Raw genomic sequence first — 18,193 nt, 5'->3', positions numbered from 1 at the left:
AGCAAGGCTCCTTAGTGTTGATGAACGTCAGTTTGGGCTTGAGTACCTGCACCACTTAAACGCTGCAAACTGCCTTGAATACTGGCTTCTGAATCAAGTAAAAACTGTCCAGATACGACCACTTTGTCGTGCTCATTTAAACCTTGGATAATTTCCGCTTTACCTTGAGCCATCATGCCGACTTTTACTGACACTGATGCAAAGCTAGTGTCGCTGCGTTGTACCACTACGCGGTTTTCTCTGCCGGTTAAAATCAACGCTTCGGTAGGTACTGTCAAGACATCCTGTTTGGGTTGCCCGTACAAGGTGACATCTACCAAGGTGCCGGGCCTCAGTTTGTCTTGTATGTTGTTTAATTGAATTCTGACTCGCATAGCTCGGGTAACTGGGTCTAGCTCTGGATAGATATAATCAATGTTTGAATCAATATCAAACAGGCCTTGTGCCGCTGCGCTGACACTGACTTTACGCCCTTCTGTTAACCAACTTTGTTCGTTCTCAAATACGTCTGCAATGACCCATACACTGTCTAAATTGACAATTTCAAATAAGGTATCACCCGGTTGAATATACATGCCATGACGAATGGTTAACTTACTAATAAAGCCACTTTGCGGCGCATAAAACGGCACGCGATAAATGGTTTCTCCGGTTTTTTCTAGGCGATTAATCACCGCATTATCGACGCCTAATAATTCTAAGCGCTTACGGGCTTTACTCAATAATATGCTGCCACGTTGCTTATCTTGTTTAAGGTAATCTAGCGCTTGTGAGTAATCATCTTGAGCATTAACGAGCTCTGGTGAATACAACTCATACAAGAGTTGACCTTGCTTTACCTGTTGGCCAACATTGTGCACTGTCAGCGTTTCAATCCATCCGGTGGCGCGAGTGTGTACATGGCCTATGGTATTTTCGTTGTATTGCACAGTGCCAATGGTATTGACTTGGCGCGATAAATTGCTCTTAGCCACTACATGGCTGCGCATACCTAGCGCTTGTTGCATTCCACCTGATACGCCCACCACGATTTCTTGGCTTGCGTCACCGACAGCCACTTTTTCTAAATTCATACCACAAATCGGGCAACTACCCGGCGCATCAGACACAACATGAGGATGCATTGGGCAAATATATTTAGTTGTCTGGGTGGGAGTTTGGTTGGTTAAGCTTGGTTTGGCCATGGGTTGAAGCGAGCTAATCGGTTGCTCAAATACTTTTTTGGCAGCAGGTGTTATGTGTGCTTCGTGGTGAGCTACTGACTGAGATTCAACATCAGCTGTTTCAGGCTCTTTTGCGACTAAAAACATACCACATTTAGGGCAACTACCTGGCTTGTCACTCGTGACATCAGGGTGCATGGGGCAGTAATAATTGTGTTGATGCTGTTCATGTGCTGCCGGTTCAGATGCCGCATAGGCAGGGAAAGCCGTCGCGTAGCTTAATAAGCTCGCCGTTGCTAATAGTGCAACAATAAAAGCGTGTTTCATATCAACCTCTGGTCATGGTTGAGCGCGGCATACAATACAAAAATTGTGTTGCGCCAATACGCAGATAAACCATGAATATCAAGTAAAAAATATAATCGAGTTTACGTCGTCGAGTTTACGCCGACATTATAGAAGTGAGGTTAAACAATAGGGGGGCGAAACGCAGGGGAGCCATCAATAGAGAATAATTGTGCAATCGGTAAGGTTACCGCAGTATCTTCAGGGGTAGGGCTAATCGCTATATCGGTACTGAAAACCGTGCCCGTAAAAGTAATGGTAAAGCAATGGCTGCAGTCATTAGTGCAACTAGCGGCATTATCACAACAATGGTTTGAGCTAGTGGCAATGTTTGTTTCATCTTGCATCATGCTGTGGCAATCACTGCCACTTTTCATGTCGTTTGGCATCACTTTCGTGATCATCTGTTCATTCATCTTCATATCGCTGGGCATAATCATGGTATAGCCATTAGCTAACACACCTTGTCCGATTAAAGACAACAAAGTGCAAATAGCAATCAGGTAATGGCGAATAGATTTACGCATGACATCCTAAAAGTGAACCAACATGTAAGCTTTATCGATCAATCATAGTGAAGACTAATCACAATACTTAAGACCCGTAACAATATAATCGCATACGGAGTAGCAAACAATGCGCCAGTACACATTTTTAACCTTAATTAAATCAATAAGACCGCTAAAAACACTAAACCATTTCAGCATTCGGAACGTTTTTAAGCTGTTCAGTGACAATGAGTAGCGATCTATCTCTCATTTTAGATATTTTCTGATAAGGAATCATAAAAACAGCGACTAGAATCAATTTTATAATGTTAAAAAATCCTAAACTAGATAAACAAATATTAGAAATGTAGTTTTAGCAAATTATGGAGATTGAACAATGAACTGGCGTGCACTATTTAAACCAAGCGCGAAGTACTCAATTATTGCACTTATTGTGGTTGGTGTAATTGTGGGTGTCGTAGGCTATTTCGCAACACAACAGACATTACATGCAACAAGTAGCGATGCTTTTTGTATGACGTGTCACCGAGATCACTCGTTAAGAGATGAAGTTATGGCGTCAGCTCACGGTGGCGGTAAAGCCGGTGTGACTGTGCAATGTCAAGACTGTCACTTACCGCATGGTCCAGTTGATTACTTGATTAAGAAAATCATCGTGTCAAAAGACATTATTGGCTTAATGACTATCGATGGCTTTATGACGCAAGAATGGTTAGACGAAAACCGTAAAGAACAAGCCGACTTAGCGTTAGAATATTTCCGTAGTAATGATTCTGCTAATTGTCAGCACTGCCATACACGTATTTATGAAGACCAGCCAGAAACGATGAAGAAAATGGCTGTTAGAATGCACAGCAATAACTTCAAGAAAGCACCTGAAGACAGAAAAACCTGTGTAGATTGCCACAAAGGTGTTGCTCACCCTTACCCTAAAAAGTAATAGCGTATCGACTTTAAAAAAGCCTCGTTAAATTAACGAGGCTTTTTTGTATCAGGTACAAAGTGAATCGCGCTAAACGGTTACCGATTGAGGCTTAAGGTGACCTAAGGCAAATATGCCCCACAGTAAAATGGCTGCGTATTTTAGGGTGGGTTGATGTTTACTCCTAGGGCTTAGGCATACGGCTAAAAGTAATAACAGGTGTATCACCGCAGACAATGTAGCGATAAGAGTCAGTATGGCTATGACATCTTGGCTAAACACAAAAAATCCATAGGTGAATAAGGCCCACATCGACAATGTGGCGGTTTTACCGATTAATATCAGATCATTTCGCACCGTATTGTTTAATGTCAGATTGCTGAGCATAACTACTGCGCCGATGTGTCAGTTGTTTGATATTGATAAAGTCGGTAAGTCACCTGGCCAGCCTGCTTCTCTTTAAGTGGAATCCATGAGGCGGGTACGGGTAACGTTGCAATTTCGGACTCGGTTTCAACGTAAATAAAGGCATTGTTGTTGAGCCATTGGTGAGCCATTAATAGATCAATGGCTTTGGCTGCGAGTTCTTTACGAAATGGTGGGTCAATAAAAACCAGGTCAACACCGTTTTTAGTGCCTTTAGCCAGCACTTGTAAGCTGTCACCATTGATGACTTCGGCATTTTGGCATTGTAGAGTAGTAAGGTTTTGTTTTAATTGATTGGCGGCATCTCGCTGCAACTCAATCATGGTGGCAAATTCTGCGTAACGCGACAGAGCCTCCAGCGATAATGCACCGCTGCCAGCAAAACAGTCGAGCACTCGAGCGCCGCGAATATCGTTGGCTATCCAGTTAAATAAGGTCTCGCGAACCCGATCGGTTGTTGGACGTAAACCTTCAAGATCATGGATCGGAAGCTTACGTGAGCGCCATTGACCTGAAATAATTCGCACCTGACCGCTACTGGTGTTTTTTTTAGCCATCTCACCCTCGTGATTTTGCCTGAACAAAGAAAAAAGAAAGTGGTAGACTATGCCACAATCTGAACCGTCGTTATTTTATATCAAACTCGTGATTAAATGTGAGTATTCATCATTTTACTGCACAGAGATGCAACAAACGGCTTCAACCGAATTTTTAAACCTATAAATACTGGTAGCAAACATGGCAAAGAAAGGTTTTTTTTCCTGGTTTCGTAAAGATAAGCCCGCCCCTGAAGTTGAAGAACAGCAACAACCTGATGCAGAAATTTCGCATGATGTTGCCACTGACGCAGCAGAACAAACTCAACAAGCTGAGCAACAAAAGCAAGCAGCAGAATCTGCCCAGGTAGAAGCGGCTCGTATCGAGGCTTTAGAACTTGAAAAACAGCAGCTTGAACAACAACGTGTTGATAATGAACGTGCTGAGCAAGCACGCCTTGAAGCTGAGCGAATAACTGCTGAAACTAAAGCATTAGCCGCCGAGAAACTCGCTGCGGAGCAATTAGCCGCACAGCAAGCCGAACAAGAAGCTGCCCGTTTAGCAGCTGAACGCCTAGAACAACAACGCATTGAGAATGAGCGTGCAGAACAAGCACGACTTGACGTTGAGCGTATGGCCGCCGAAGCAGAGGCATTAGCTGCCGAAAAGCTTGCCGCGGAGCAATTAGCCGCACAGCAAGCCGAACAAGAAGCTGCTCGTATAGAAGCTGAACGCCTAGAACAATTGCGCATTGAGAATGAACTTGCTCAGCAAACACATCTCGAAGCTGAGCGTCTTGCGGCTGAAACAGAAGCATTGGCGGCCGAAAAACTTGCAGCTGAGCAATTGGCCGCTCAAACATTAGCAGCACAAGAACTCGTTGCACAAGAGTTGGCCGAGCAGCAAGCGACTGAAAAAGCACGCCTAGAGCAAGAGCGTCTTGATTCAGAGGCTATCGCAGCAGAAGCTTTGGCCGCTGAAAAGTTGGCACTCGAACAAGCGCCTATTGAATCCATTGAGCTCGAACGTCAAGACGAGCCACAAGAAAAACCTAAAAAAGAAGGCATGTTCGCCCGCTTAAAGCGCGGCTTAATGCGTACCAGCGAAAATATCGGTTCTGGTTTTATTGGCTTATTCAGTGGTAAAAAAATCGATGATGAGTTGTTTGAAGAGCTAGAAGAGCAATTATTGATTGCCGATGTGGGTGTTGAAACAACCACTAAATTGATTAAAAGCTTAACGGAACATGCGTCGCGCAAGCAGCTTAAAAATGCAGAAGCGTTATACGACTTAATGCGTGAAGAAATGCAAAAAATGCTAGAGCCGGTCGCGATTCCATTAGTCCCTGATAACGCCAATGGTCCATTTGTTATTTTGATGGTCGGCGTTAATGGCGTGGGTAAAACCACCACTATCGGTAAATTAGCAAAACAGTATCAAAATCAAGGTAAATCTGTCATGTTAGCGGCAGGTGATACCTTCCGTGCTGCGGCGGTTGAACAGCTTCAGGTATGGGGCCAGCGCAACAATATCCCTGTGATCGCTCAGCATACTGGCGCCGATAGTGCATCGGTATTATTTGATGCATTACAAGCGGCCAAAGCGCGTAAAGTTGACGTATTAATTGCCGATACCGCCGGGCGTTTGCAAAACAAAAGTCACTTAATGGAAGAGCTGAAAAAAGTGGTTCGAGTGATGAAAAAACTTGACCCAGATACTCCGCATGAAGTGATGCTTACCCTCGATGCGAGCACAGGCCAAAATGCTATTAGTCAGGCGCAGTTATTCCAAGAAGCCGTAGGGGTTACGGGGTTAACGATCAGTAAGCTTGATGGCACAGCTAAAGGTGGGGTGATATTCGCCATTGCCGACAAATTTAATATCCCTATTCGCCACATTGGCGTAGGCGAACAAATTGACGATTTACGTACGTTTAACGCCAACGACTTTATTGAAGCGTTATTCAGTCAGGAAAAAACGGACCAATAATTTATGATCCAATTTGAGCAGGTCAGTAAAATTTATCCAGGCGGTCAAAAAGCGCTGATGGATGTCAATTTTCATCTTAGACAAGGTGAAATGGCTTTTTTAACCGGCCATTCAGGTGCGGGTAAAAGTACCTTGCTCAAATTGATCACGGTTATCGAACGTGCAACTGCAGGTAAAGTATCGATTAATGGTCACAACATTGCCAATGTTGGCCCTAAGCATGTGCCTTATTTGCGTCGCAATATCGGAATGATTTTCCAAAACCATCATCTACTGATGGATAAGAGCGTGTTTGACAATATTGCTCTGCCTTTGGTTATCGAAGGTTTTTCTCATGGTGAAATTCGTAAGCGTGTTGCGGGTGCCCTCGATATGGTGGGTCTATACGGCAAAGAGCGTCACTTACCGATTATGTTATCGGGTGGTGAGCAGCAACGCGTCGGTATCGCTCGAGCGATTGTTAACAAGCCTCCATTACTGCTAGCCGATGAGCCCACCGGTAACTTAGATCCTAAATTGTCGATGGACATCTTGCGCCTGTTTGAGACCTTTAACGACTCAGGCACAAGCGTATTAATTGCCACCCATGACCTTGGCCTTATTGCACGCATGAAATACCGCACATTTACCTTGCGCCAAGGCAGAATGCTCGGCGGCGAAAGCAGTGATAGGGAGGCGATGCGATGAGCAAGAAACCCAATATTACGCAAAGTAAATTACCGTTAAGCGGCCGCATAGTGATGTTCTTTATTCGACATGTGCAACAAGGCATGTCGAGTATGGGAGAGCTGTGGCGCAGCCCGGTATCATCGATTATGACCATGGCCGTGCTCGGCGTGAGCTTAAGCTTGCCCGCAGCATTACAGGTGCTGGTTAAAAATGCCGAAAATATTACTCAGTCGTGGAACAGTGCGGCTGAAATATCACTATTTATTAATAAAGGCCGCAGTGAGCAATCGATTCAAAGTTTATTATCGCGGATTAAAGCGTTTAGAGAAGTCGAAACCGTGAGCTATATCAGTCGAGATCAAGCGCTTGAAGAGTTTCAGCGCTTATCTGGATTTGGTGAGGCACTGTCGTACCTTGACGAAAACCCGCTGCCCGCCGTGGTGACAGTGACTCCATCGGTTAAGTATTCAAGCCCAACCGGTGCGCGTGAGTTATTGGCAAAATTGGAGCGTGAGCCTGAAGTTAACTTTGGTCGGCTCGACATTGAGTGGCTAGAACGCTTGCAAGCACTGCTTAAATTACTTGAGAAAACCGTGCTGGCCATCGCCGCGTTATTAGTATTAGCTGTCGTGTTGGTGATTGGTAACACTATTCGATTAGCCATTATGAACCGACGTACTGAAATTGAAGTGATGAAGCTGGTGGGTGCAACCGAAGCATTTATTCAAAGGCCTTTTTTGTATACTGGCATTTGGTATGGGGTGATAGGCGGTATTTTAGCCTGGCTTATCATTAACATATTAGTGTGGTATCTCGACAGTGCATTAGCGGAATTACTGGGTTTGTATGGTAGCCAGTTGACTATTCAATCGTTGACCTTTGCTGAGTTGATCAAGCTTGTTTTGTTAGCGTCATTTTTAGGTTGGCTAGGCTCGTATTTATCGGTACGACAGCACTTGCGTAATATTGAGCCTTCATAATTAAAGGCATATAATAGTGTTAACAAGACTATTAATGAACGATTGTTCACTTGCATTGTGATTGGCCAGCGGTGAAAATATTAATTGAGCTGAAGCTGATTTGACATATGATGTCATTTAGTTGATAGTTCATCAGCTAAATCGAGTGTAGAAATAGATGAACCGTTGGGTTTCATAAAGCGTATTTAGTTAACTGAAGTAAATTTTTTGAATGTAGTAGGAGAGCGAATGACTTATCAAACGCAATCAATGGCACTGACTGTCCCTAGAGGCAGTAGTAGTTTAGAAGCGTATATCCAGTCTGTGACCAGCATTAATATGTTGGACGCGGATACCGAGTACGATATTGCCAAGCGTTTACAAGAAACAGGCGATCTACAGGCTGCAAAGCAATTAATTATGTCGCACCTTCGTTTCGTGGTTCACGTTGCTAAAGGTTACTCAGGTTATGGTTTACCTCAGGCTGACCTCATTCAAGAAGGCAACATTGGTTTGATGAAAGCGGTAAAACGCTTTGATCCAGACGTTGGTGTTCGTTTAGTCTCATTTGCAGTGCATTGGATTAAAGCCGAAATTCATGAATACGTGCTTAAAAACTGGCGTATCGTAAAAGTTGCGACCACTAAAGCTCAGCGTAAGCTGTTCTTTAATATTCGTAAATCTAAAAAGCGTTTAGGTTGGTTCAGCGACGCTGAAGTCACTATGGTGGCAGAAAATCTGGGTGTGTCGAAAGCTGATGTGACTGAAATGGAGTCACGCATGGCCGCGCAAGATCCTGCGTTTGATCTTGCCAACGACAGCGATGATGATAACCATGATTTTGCTCCCGCATTGTATTTAGAAGACCATTCTTCAGATTTAGCCGAACAGGTTGAAAACGACAATTGGGAAGCTGACTCGCAAGCGCGTTTATTATCAGCAATCAAAACCTTAGATGACCGCAGCCAACATATTCTTCGCGCCCGTTGGTTAGATGATAATAAAACCACGCTACAAGAACTTGCTTCAGCTTATCAAGTGTCAGCAGAACGTATCAGGCAGTTAGAAAAAAATGCCATGAACAAGCTTAAAGCGTGTATGGAATAAGCTTTATTCCCTACACTTTTTAAACTAAAAAAACCTGCCGCGGCAGGTTTTTTTGTTTTTAGCATTTAAGTTATTTAAGCGTTAATGTCTCTTCACACCACCGACTGTTGAATGGCAGCAATAATCAATTTTCTGGGCGCTTTAATGCCGCTCGATATGACCTGTTTAGGCCAGCCAAAATACTGTCTTGGACGCATAAAGCGCGCTACCTTTTGCTCTATTAACTCACTCAGTTGTGCATTGACTTGCTCTGTATCGTATTCATCGACATAGTCGATAATCGCTGCAGGTAAGTAGCCAAAAATGGGGTCTGGCATAGCAAATACAATCGCTTGAGCCACGTTAGGGTGTGTCATTAACACCGCTTCAAGTTGTTCTGGATGAACATTTTCACCGCCACAAATAAACATATTGTCTACTCTTCCTGAAATCATCAACTGGCCTTTATCATTAAGCTGACCTTTATCTTGAGTACAAAACCAACCTTGGTCGTCAACTGGCAGTGAAATACCTTGGGGGGTTAAATACCCTAAAAATAAGCATTCTCCTTTAACCCAAATTATCCCGTCGACTAGCTTTAGCTGCCGTGCAGGTAAGGGGCGGCCATGATGGCCAGCGAGATTGGCTTTTGCCGTGGTGATTTGCGAGCTCATCTCTGTCATGCCATAACTGGTGTAAGCTTTGATATTGTGCGCGTTGAGGGTGCTAATGAGTTGCGGTTCTATCATGCCACCGCCTAATAATAAGGCTTTTACATGGGTTAAAGCGTGGGGCTGCTGCGCTAATATTTGTAATGCCTGAGTTGGCACTAACGACACATGGGTAATATCGCTTTGTTGCAGTTGTTCGGCTAATGACATAGCCGAGTTACGAAGTGCTATGCAGGCACCGGCTAGGGTGCATCGATGCAATATCGCTAAGCCGCCAATATGAAACAATGGTAAAGACAATAACCAGCTATCATTCATTTTTAGTGGAATATAGCTAGCCGAGCCTTGTGCGCTTGCGATGTGGTTGAGCAAGCAATGTATGGCCGCTTTGGGGGTGCCGCTAGAGCCCGATGTCAGGATGATATTAGAGGCAATGTGAGGTGATATTTTAACGGTAGTTGGCGATGGATTGGTTTGTATACACAGTGATACGTTTAACCAATGGGCGACCTCAATGTCTATTTGTCTACTGGGGCTGTCTGTCCATAGCCATTGTATTTGATAAGTATCAATTAGCTGAGTAATTTGCTGGTTAGATAACCGAGGTGATAAAGGTAAAAATACCCAGCCAGCATCAATACAAGCCCAGTACAGGCAAATCATCTCTAAATTGTTTTGTGACAAGCACGCCACAATGTCGCAACGCCCAATATGTTGTGCCTGTAATGATTGCGTTAAATTACTCACCATTGCGCTTAAGGTGGCATAAGTATAAGTGTCATGGCCATCTTCAATTGCGATGGCATTTGGTGTCTTTAGCGCGGTTTGATGTAGTGGCGATATCATCATTATGAATCAACTTCCTCGTTTGATTCACCAGCATGATGGATTAGCTGTAAAGCGTTAATATTAAGCTTCTGCACTATTGCTGGTGCAAGTAATAATGACTGACTAAATGCGTTTAAGGTGTCTAACCCGGGTGTTTCGTTGGGTGTTAACGCCTGGCTTACGAGGTGTAAGTCATTAATGCCAATATCGGACTCTAAGCTCGAACTTATAATGCAGCGCACGCCATAACTATGGGCGGTGTCTATCATGTTTTGTAATTTAGCGAGTGAGCCGAGTAACATAGGTTTGATAATAAGCGCGCCAATACCAGGTTGTTTTTTTATCGCATTAACAACATCAAACGTGGATGAGTTAAGCGATTCATCCAGGGCGTAGCTAACGCCAAGGTGCCGAAAAACATGTGGGTTGTCAGCTGGATTGATGCAGGGCTCTTCAATGTATTCTATTTTATCTTTGGGCAAACAAGCTAAAAAGTCGATGGCTTGTTCGAGGCTAAAACCGCGATTACCATCTAAGCGCAAACTGACCTGTGGCGCGATCTCTAACACTCGATAAATAAAGGCTATTTCATCCTCCATCGTCGTTTGTGCCACTTTGACTTTAACGCTATTTACGGTGCCATTTTGCAGCAGTTTGGCTTGCAGTTGTTGTTCAGTCATACCGGCATAAACCAGCGGAACCGTGGCCGATTGAGTGTGTGGGTTGTCAATTCTACAAGGCAGTTGTTGCGTTATTTTAGCATGCAATAAACTCAGTCCAAACGCGCAACACGGCAATAATGCATTATCTACTAACGCCATTATGGCATTGGCAGATTGGCCAATCAGTTGATTTGCGCATTGCGATAAATACGACATCACATCATCGAGTGACTCTTGGCTAAAGCCTTCAATGGGCAAGCCTTCAGTATCAATTCCCGACAGCGGTGCTATTTCAACCCAGGCTTGTTGTGTGTGGTGCTCATTGGTCAAGTTTACGACTAACACCACACCTTTACGGTGATCAATGCGTTGCTTCGCCACAGGTAAGGTTGGGTTGAGTGCAATATGATATCGATATAATGAAGCACTGCTAATGGTTGGCGCGTCGACAGCTTGCATAGCAACTCCTAAGCAGAGGTGATGGGATTAAGTAAAGCCAATAAAGTGTCACTGAATAACCTTGGATGTAGGCTATGAATATTGTGTCCGGCCGCCGCTAAAGGCTGCAGTGTTAATTTGGCGTTACGGTACTGAGCTTGCCAGTCTTTAGCCACTTGCGCAAACTTACTGTCGTCTTCACCATAAAGGTAAAAACAGGGGCAAGAGAGTTGGTTTAGCACCGCTCTACAGTCTTGCTGCAGGCTGAGAGAAGTGGCGAGATAGCAATTATTAAGGCGTTGCGGATTATTGTTACTGCGTAGTGCAATTAATTGCTGTTTGTGTATTTTACTCAGGTCATTAAATACAGTTTGTTGATACCACAGTGCCAAAAAGGCGGTTATCGTTAACTGCTGTAACTTTTTGGCCCACAGCAAATCGCTTTTAGCTCGAGCGTCGCGCTGTATATCGTCTATTAACCCTGGGTGAGCCGACTCTAAGGTTAAACTGAGTAGTGCGTTAGGAAAGTCTTGAGCAATATGTAAGGCAATTCTGCCGCCTAATGAGTAGCCCAATAAGTGGAACTGGTTTATTCCAAGTTCACTGACTTTGGCGACAATATGCGCAGCTACTTGACTAAACCCTGGAGATGCTAATGCCAATGTATTTGCACCATGGCCGGGTAAATCGATGCAAATACAATGAAAGTGTTGGCTTAAACTTGGCATTAAAGTAGACCAGTCGTCTTTACTGCCCAAAAAGCCATGCAACATGACTAATGCGGGTAAGCTCGGGTGGCCAAAACGACGGATGATGAGCATTAGTGCTGTTTCACCCATTGGTTAATTTGTGCAATTTGATCGCTGGCTTGATTGGGCGCCACATTAACTTCAATCACTGATGCACAGTTAAATTCAAAGGCCTCTTGATACGCTTGCTTAAACGATTCAATGTCGTCTACCTGGCGATATGCTAAGCCAAACATTGCCGCACCATAACCAAACTCTAAACCATGGCTTAAGCGATAAAAATCATTACGTAAGCTTTCATCGGGTACTGGCAATAAGTTAAAAATATTGCCGCCATCATTATTAATAATCACTAGCACAAAGGCGCGGGTCATTTGTTTTAGCAATGCCATCGAGTTGAAGTCATGCAAGCAAGATAAGTCACCAATGAGTAAGGTAGTGGGGGCTTTTTTGTCTGCTGCGACACCGCATGCAGTGGCAATTAGGCCGTCAATGCCAGATGCGCCACGGTTGGTGTAAATTGCGGGGGTATTGGTGGCTATTGGGGCATACATATCATAAAGGCGAATGGGTAAGCTATTGCCAATAAATAAGATGTGTTCATCAGTTTGATTCGCTGCAACGGTACGTATGACTTGTGCTTCGCCAAAACTCGTATTATCAATTTGCTGCTTAAGTACCGACTCTAACGATTCATTATAGGGTAATAGTTGCAGTGCCCAATTCGCGTCTGAAGATCGTGGCCAGGGTAATTGACACACCGCTTGCACACTGGCTTGCCATATGTGTTTATTTTGATGTGTTGGGTCTAAGCGATCGCAATGATTTAATATTTGCCAGTAGCTGTGCCAGGCCTGTTGAGCCAAATATTGAATAAGACGTTTGGAGACAAAACGTCCACCAAAAACTAATACCCGCTCAGCTTGTTCAAGCAGTTTGCTGGCTTTAGCATTAAGCAATAATTGGTCTGTATGACCAATGACCCCCGGGTGTTGGCGTAATTGTGATTGTGCGTCGACTAATAACGGCCAGCCGAGTTTTTGTGCTAATGCCACAATCAAGTGTGGATTATCAGCCGGTGACAATGTCCCGACTACAATTACCCCTTTACCATGCACAAAGCGCATTAGGGTGTCTGTAGAGGGTAATTCAGCACTGTTTAATCCAGCATACCGAGTCAGCGGTTTGTTATTGTCAAACCATGTATTGAGTGGCGCAAGATAAGTGCTGGTAGTCACACTGGCGGTTTTTTTTACATGGGCTAATGTGACCAGTTCAGCAGGGTATAACGGTTCTCGATACATACAGTTGATGTGCACCGGTTGGTGTTGGTTAGTGACTGCATGGTCAATGGCACTTAATAGTGCATTAGCCGGATAGCCAATATCTGGTGTCGGTAAATTTAATTGCTTGGCATAGCCGGCAAAAATAGCCGGTTGGATAATGGCTTGATTGGCACCGCAATCAATTAATTCACTTGGGCGATCACCTGACAATACAATTAATGGCACATGAGTAAGCCATGCCTCAACAATCGCCGGATATAAGTTTGCTACCGCAGTACCCGAGGTGGTGATAATGGCAACAGGGGCGTTACTGGCTTTAGCAAGGCCAAGCGCCATAAAGCCTAACCCTCGTTCATCAAAATGAATGTGGCGAGTGATTTGAGTTTGGCTAGCAGCAGCTAATGTCAATGGCGTTGAACGAGAACCCGGCGCCATGCACACATGTTTAACGCCTAAACGCGCAAGTTCCTCGAGGATCAATTGTCCCCATAATAAATTCATATCTGCGCTAGTCTGTTGTTGCATATTGGCTCATGTAGAAGATAAATAACGAATATTAGTGTAACGCCAAGTGTGCTTGATATCTAAGGTTTAACGCAGACTTTTTAAAGCCGACGCATAAATAACCTCAACTCGGAATAATAAACGCCTTTCAAGCAGTCCTTTGCCCTGCTAACTGCGTGGAATCGACTTGCAATAGGCTAGCTATTGATGTGTCAATTCGCCTTGTTAGCATAACAAATGACAAGCTTGAAAGAGAGAGGGGTTAACGTGCTGTTTTAAATAATATAAGTTCATTCCTTATCCCAAGTTCAGGTTAAATAATAAAGTGCCAATAGCAATAATCATTCACTGTATTAGCAATTGTTTTATTTATGTTGTGCTAAAGTTGTAAAAGTGATTTATATACGTATCCGTTAATGTAAGGACCTAAACATATGCCGTCAGCAGCACTATTAAAAAGAGTCGATGAATTACCGCGTTTACCCAAAGCCGTCAGCGAGTTACTTGATGCCGTTAATAATGAAGATACCTCTATAAAAAGTATTTCTGCAAAAGTCGCGCAAGACCCGTTAATTAGCGCAAGAGTATTGCGCCTCGCAAACTCGGCTCATTTTGGTCGCAGCCGTGAAGTCGGTTCTATTGAAGATGCCGTGGTCCGTTTGGGAATGCAAACGTTACGAACCTTAGTGATAGCATCGGCTGTTGTTGGCGCGATTCCAAATGCAGAAGGTATCGATTTAGCTGAGTTTTGGGGCGAGACTTTTGAGATTGCACTGTATTCTCAAGAAATAGCTAAAGTCTGTGGTGTGGTGCCAGATGAAGCATTTACCTGTGCCATTTTACATAAAATTGGTGATTTATTAATTGCCGTCGTTGAGCCTGTTGTGGCTGCACAAATTCGAGCCGCTGTGGCAGAAGGTGCAGATAAACAGCAGCTTGAGAACAGTTTACTCGGGTTCGACTCTCCATCTGTTGGTGCGTTATTGGCAACAAACTGGAAATTTGCTCCGTCGTTAGTGCAGGGGATTGAATTTCAACGTGCGCCGCTTAAGGCCAAACCGGCTTCAAAACTGGCCGCAGTGATTTATTTGTCTCATGAAGTTTTTGCTTACTGGGATGATGAACGTGATGATGAGTCATTTACTGCATGGTTAGCAGGTAAGGCGAATAATGAAGCCGGTATCATTAAAATGGACATGTCTGGCTTGGGCGACAAATTGATGATGTTAAGAGGCAAAGGATTAGAAATCGGTAACCAACTGGCGTAACTAATCGCTATTTTTAGCAATTAGCGCCACCATAAGCTCTGTTTTTACAGAGCTTTTTTATGCCTGGTTATTAATCCATTCGCTTAACACGACATGAGTTTTAATTTTAACAATATCGGCTTGGGCATCAATAAACTCTCGGATTTCATGCAGACGTTGCATCGAGTTAGCATGCACATAAACCAGTAAGTCCATGTCGCCAGTGATCCCCTGGCAAGTAATGACTTCAGGAATAGTGGTAAAAATATGGATCACTTCCGCGCAACGTGCACAGCGGTGCTGAATTTCAAAGTAAGCAGACACACCTTGCTTTTGAGATTCGCTGAGTAACACCTGATACCCACGAATAACACCACTTTGTTCTAATTTTTTAATTCGCTCCGTCACAGCACTGCGTGACAAATTCACTTGTTCGGCAATAAACGAAATACTCTGTCGAGCATTGAGGCGTAATGCGCTTATAATCGCTTTATCAAATTTATCCAATGCAGTATTCCTGAGTTGTCATTAATATCTGTTCTCCGTCATATTGGCGGCGTAAGAAGTTAATTCCGTCATTTTGTCGGTTTTAACAAGCGGCTTGCGCTGATGAACCCGCAGAATGTTGAGCCGATGGCACTTATAATAATGCAATATATCACAGCAAGAATAACATTATGAATCAAATAACAGGAACGATAGGTCGCTGGCAAGGTGCTGGGTTAATGGCCACCACATTGCTGGGTACAGGGGTATTTATTTTACCGCAAATGACCATTGCGGTAGCAGACTCAGGGGCATTGCTTGCCTGGCTAATACTCACGTTAGCCATTATTCCCGTTGCGCTAGTATTTGGTTTATTGGCCAGCCGCTTTCCTCATGCCGCAGGGCCTGCCTATTTTGTTGAAAAAGCATTTGGCCGCACAGCTGGACGAACCATAGGATTACTCTTTTTATTGGTGATCCCCATAGGTGCTCCAGCAGCCATTTTAATGACCTTTCAGTTTATGAATGCCTTAATACCACTTCACGGTGGCTGGCAGCTGGTAGCAGAGTTAATTGTGGTGTTAATGCTATTAGGCTTGAATATTCGCGGCATTCAAGTGTCGGCTAAACTGCAATTTGCGCTTACTTTAGCCATAGTGACGGTGGTGGCGTTATTGTTTGGCGCCAGTGGACTTAACTCTGAGCAGCTTGAGTCGTTTAACCAAACCAGTCATCCGCAAATGAGTACGGTTATGATTGCCATGGGTATCGGTTTTTGGAGCTTTTTAGGTATTGAGGCTATGACTCATTTAGCGAGTGATTTTCGTCGGCCAGATAAAGACATGCTCCCAGCGATTTTAATGGGTACGGTCCTTGTTGGAGTGATTTACCTCGCCTGCACGTTTTTACTGTTAATGGTGCCAACAGATAAAACAGGCCTTGCCATGATAAGTGCGTTTGATTATTTGCTCAGTGACAGTTTTTTACAGGGTTATGGTGCACAAGCTATTGGTATATTAGGTATTGCCAGTGGTTTAGCGACCGTGAACGTATATTCAGCAAGCGCTGCTCGTTTATTGTGGAGCTTTAGTAAAGAAGGTATTTTGCCCCGATACTTTGTGAAGTTAAACCAACATGGTGTGCCGTTTAGGGCTTTATTTGGCATCCTCGGCAGCATGGCGGTGGTGATTGTACTGACGTTTTATTCAGGCCAAGATTTAGAAAAGCTGATTGCGTGGAGTAACGGCGTTTTTGTGGTGATTTATTTACTGGCGATGTTATCTGCCGCTAAATTACTCAGTAAACGCTATTGGCCTTTAGTGGCAGCAGGTTGCGTGTTTTGTATTGGGATTGGCATCGCACTAGCAGACAATATGATTTATGTGTTGGTGTTGGTCATGGTGATTGCCCCTTTTATGTGGTGGCAAAAGAATCACTTACAACGCAAGCAATTACCTGCTAGTTAACCTAGATTTACTCAGGTAGATTGTTGAATAGCAATATTACGCATTTGAATTAATTCGCTGTGCTTGAGATATAACAAATCAGCAGTACGGCGAATGATTTGATCTTCGAACTGAGATAATTCACCATCGGCATAGGCTAAGCGCCACATAGACAATAATAAATGCTGTTTATCTTCAATGCTAAATTGCGCATTAATTTCAGACGTAAATTCAAATAGCGAAATGGCATCGTGACGGGCTTGTTTGGCCTCATCGGTTAAGGCTTTGGCTTGTTCGGAGTTAATGCCTAAAGTATTGATGAGCATCTCTGGCAGTAAAGCCGCTTCAGCATCAGCCAGTTTCTCATCAGCATAAACCACTTCTAAAAGTAACGTCGCAGCGGCTAAATTGAGGTGCTGGGCCTTTTCTTCAGGGCTACTTTCTTGAGTGTGCGATTGAATAAACTGTTTTAGTTTGGCGATCATATTGGCTCCACAACTGAGGTTTTATCAATTTTATGCTAGCAAAAATGATAATCCCAAGCGAATGGCTTGGGATTAATTAATGTTAACCAAATTTAAAAGGTACTCATTTAAAGTAATGAGCCCAAGCCTTTCGTTAACAAACCTACCGTGCCTTCACTACCGCTTTGCTCTAAATAGTTTTTAGCAATATCAACCATAGGGACGATGTACTCTTTTGAAATGCCTAGCTTTTCAAATGCATCGTATACCATGGCAGTGCCTTGCAATGATGAACCTAAATCGCCAGCTTTAGATAATAAACCCGACATACCGCTGTCTGATGACATTGACGGTACAGCAGCCAGTAAACCGTCGGCATTAGGAATGCTACTAGTCAATTGGCTAAAATCGTTACCGCCTAAGTTGGTTTGCGCCAAGCTCAACAATGAACCTAATCCACCTTCAGCCTGGGTTTGGCTTAAACCAAGCTGAGACATCACACTACCCACTAATTCAGTGGATTGTGCCGTCGTCGCTGTTTCTGCTGCAGCCGTTGCTGTAGCTGGAGTTTCGACAACTTTTTTAGCGGCTTCAGATGCTTTGTCTAACCAACCCGCAGATGCAGGTGATGAGAATGCTAAGACAGTAAATAGTACCGGTAATGCGGATGCTAATTTCATAATGCGTGTCCTGTTTAATGATATAAATGGTCAAACTAGGGCGCTATTTTACCCTGATTTGACTAAATGCGACAGGAGATTGCTTTTTTAGCGATTTCAATTGTGCAAATTGAGGCTTTTTTGGGTAT

Annotated in this window: 18 protein-coding genes; 7 read left to right on the top strand and 11 right to left on the bottom strand. The window is 43.8% G+C overall.

What is annotated here, in order from left to right; all coding sequences use genetic code 11:
- Positions 1–11: 11 nt before the first annotated feature.
- The gene (locus AC19MV_RS07855) at positions 12–1,490 is read right to left on the bottom strand and encodes an efflux RND transporter periplasmic adaptor subunit (protein WP_498306816.1); all 1,479 of its coding nucleotides are present in this window, start codon (positions 1,488–1,490) and stop codon (positions 12–14) included.
- 140 nt (positions 1,491–1,630) lie between these two features.
- Positions 1,631–2,035, bottom strand: a complete 405-nt coding sequence (locus AC19MV_RS07850; protein ID WP_498306814.1) for a hypothetical protein — start codon at positions 2,033–2,035, stop codon at positions 1,631–1,633.
- 358 nt (positions 2,036–2,393) lie between these two features.
- On the opposite strand from AC19MV_RS07850, the gene AC19MV_RS07845 reads away from it, so the two are divergent.
- Positions 2,394–2,957: a NapC/NirT family cytochrome c gene (locus tag AC19MV_RS07845; protein WP_432400606.1), complete on the top strand. Its 564-nt coding sequence runs from the start codon at positions 2,394–2,396 to the stop codon at positions 2,955–2,957.
- Between the two features lie 72 nt (positions 2,958–3,029).
- Here the strand turns inward: AC19MV_RS07845 and AC19MV_RS07840 are convergent, their stop codons facing one another.
- Positions 3,030–3,326 carry a hypothetical protein gene (locus tag AC19MV_RS07840; protein ID WP_498306812.1) on the bottom strand — a complete coding sequence of 99 codons (297 nt, stop codon included), beginning with the start codon at positions 3,324–3,326 and terminating at the stop codon, positions 3,030–3,032.
- 2 nt (positions 3,327–3,328) lie between these two features.
- A complete protein-coding gene (rsmD, locus tag AC19MV_RS07835) occupies positions 3,329–3,922 on the bottom strand; it encodes a 16S rRNA (guanine(966)-N(2))-methyltransferase RsmD (protein ID WP_498306810.1) in 594 nt (197 codons plus the stop codon).
- Positions 3,923–4,103: 181 nt separating this feature from the next.
- Between rsmD and ftsY the strand changes: the two genes are divergently transcribed.
- The 4 genes from ftsY to rpoH all read left to right on the top strand — a co-directional run bounded on the left by ftsY (position 4,104) and on the right by rpoH (position 8,626).
- A complete protein-coding gene (ftsY, locus tag AC19MV_RS07830) occupies positions 4,104–5,891 on the top strand; it encodes a signal recognition particle-docking protein FtsY (RefSeq protein ID WP_498306808.1) in 1,788 nt (595 codons plus the stop codon).
- Positions 5,892–5,894: 3 nt separating this feature from the next.
- Positions 5,895–6,578: a cell division ATP-binding protein FtsE gene (ftsE, locus tag AC19MV_RS07825; protein ID WP_188957593.1), complete on the top strand. Its 684-nt coding sequence runs from the start codon at positions 5,895–5,897 to the stop codon at positions 6,576–6,578.
- Entirely contained in the window at positions 6,575–7,540 is a 966-nt protein-coding gene (gene ftsX, locus AC19MV_RS07820; protein ID WP_432400598.1) for a permease-like cell division protein FtsX, read from the top strand. Before ftsE ends, ftsX begins: the two co-directional genes overlap by 4 nt.
- A 228-nt stretch (positions 7,541–7,768) precedes the next feature.
- Complete coding sequence (rpoH, locus tag AC19MV_RS07815; protein ID WP_432400596.1) at positions 7,769–8,626, top strand: RNA polymerase sigma factor RpoH; 858 nt, start codon at positions 7,769–7,771, stop codon at positions 8,624–8,626.
- Positions 8,627–8,718: 92 nt separating this feature from the next.
- On the opposite strand, the gene menE is transcribed toward rpoH, so the two are convergent.
- The 4 genes from menE to menD are packed head-to-tail and all read right to left on the bottom strand — an operon-like array spanning position 8,719 to position 13,764.
- Positions 8,719–10,125, bottom strand: a complete 1,407-nt coding sequence (menE, locus tag AC19MV_RS07810; RefSeq protein ID WP_498306806.1) for an o-succinylbenzoate--CoA ligase — start codon at positions 10,123–10,125, stop codon at positions 8,719–8,721.
- Positions 10,125–11,225, bottom strand: a complete 1,101-nt coding sequence (gene menC / locus AC19MV_RS07805) for an o-succinylbenzoate synthase (RefSeq protein WP_498306804.1) — start codon at positions 11,223–11,225, stop codon at positions 10,125–10,127. The genes menE and menC overlap by 1 nt, the downstream gene beginning before the upstream one ends.
- Positions 11,226–11,233: 8 nt before the next feature.
- The gene (menH, locus tag AC19MV_RS07800; protein ID WP_498306802.1) at positions 11,234–12,025 is read right to left on the bottom strand and encodes a 2-succinyl-6-hydroxy-2,4-cyclohexadiene-1-carboxylate synthase; all 792 of its coding nucleotides are present in this window, start codon (positions 12,023–12,025) and stop codon (positions 11,234–11,236) included.
- A complete protein-coding gene (gene menD / locus AC19MV_RS07795) occupies positions 12,025–13,764 on the bottom strand; it encodes a 2-succinyl-5-enolpyruvyl-6-hydroxy-3-cyclohexene-1-carboxylic-acid synthase (protein ID WP_498306800.1) in 1,740 nt (579 codons plus the stop codon). The genes menH and menD overlap by 1 nt, the downstream gene beginning before the upstream one ends.
- A gap of 413 nt (positions 13,765–14,177) precedes the next feature.
- Between menD and AC19MV_RS07790 the strand changes: the two genes are divergently transcribed.
- On the top strand, positions 14,178–15,011 hold the full coding sequence (locus AC19MV_RS07790) for an HDOD domain-containing protein (protein ID WP_498306798.1): 834 nt from the start codon (positions 14,178–14,180) through the stop codon (positions 15,009–15,011).
- 57 nt (positions 15,012–15,068) lie between these two features.
- Here the strand turns inward: AC19MV_RS07790 and AC19MV_RS07785 are convergent, their stop codons facing one another.
- Positions 15,069–15,497: an Lrp/AsnC family transcriptional regulator gene (locus AC19MV_RS07785; protein WP_498298128.1), complete on the bottom strand. Its 429-nt coding sequence runs from the start codon at positions 15,495–15,497 to the stop codon at positions 15,069–15,071.
- Positions 15,498–15,667: 170 nt separating this feature from the next.
- Between AC19MV_RS07785 and yjeH the strand changes: the two genes are divergently transcribed.
- On the top strand, positions 15,668–16,942 hold the full coding sequence (gene yjeH, locus AC19MV_RS07780) for an L-methionine/branched-chain amino acid transporter (RefSeq protein ID WP_432400582.1): 1,275 nt from the start codon (positions 15,668–15,670) through the stop codon (positions 16,940–16,942).
- 11 nt (positions 16,943–16,953) lie between these two features.
- Here yjeH and AC19MV_RS07775 read toward each other — a convergent pair whose 3' ends face one another.
- Together AC19MV_RS07775 and AC19MV_RS07770 are read right to left on the bottom strand one after the other, a co-directional pair.
- Positions 16,954–17,406 carry a tellurite resistance TerB family protein gene (locus AC19MV_RS07775; RefSeq protein ID WP_432400580.1) on the bottom strand — a complete coding sequence of 151 codons (453 nt, stop codon included), beginning with the start codon at positions 17,404–17,406 and terminating at the stop codon, positions 16,954–16,956.
- Positions 17,407–17,513: 107 nt separating this feature from the next.
- Positions 17,514–18,065: a DUF2780 domain-containing protein gene (locus AC19MV_RS07770; protein ID WP_498306796.1), complete on the bottom strand. Its 552-nt coding sequence runs from the start codon at positions 18,063–18,065 to the stop codon at positions 17,514–17,516.
- Positions 18,066–18,193: the final 128 nt, after the last annotated feature.

This window comes from Shewanella sp. MF05913 (genome assembly GCF_059758095.1).
Note: the sequence above shows the minus strand (reverse complement) of the source record. Positions and strands in the feature narration are given on the sequence as shown.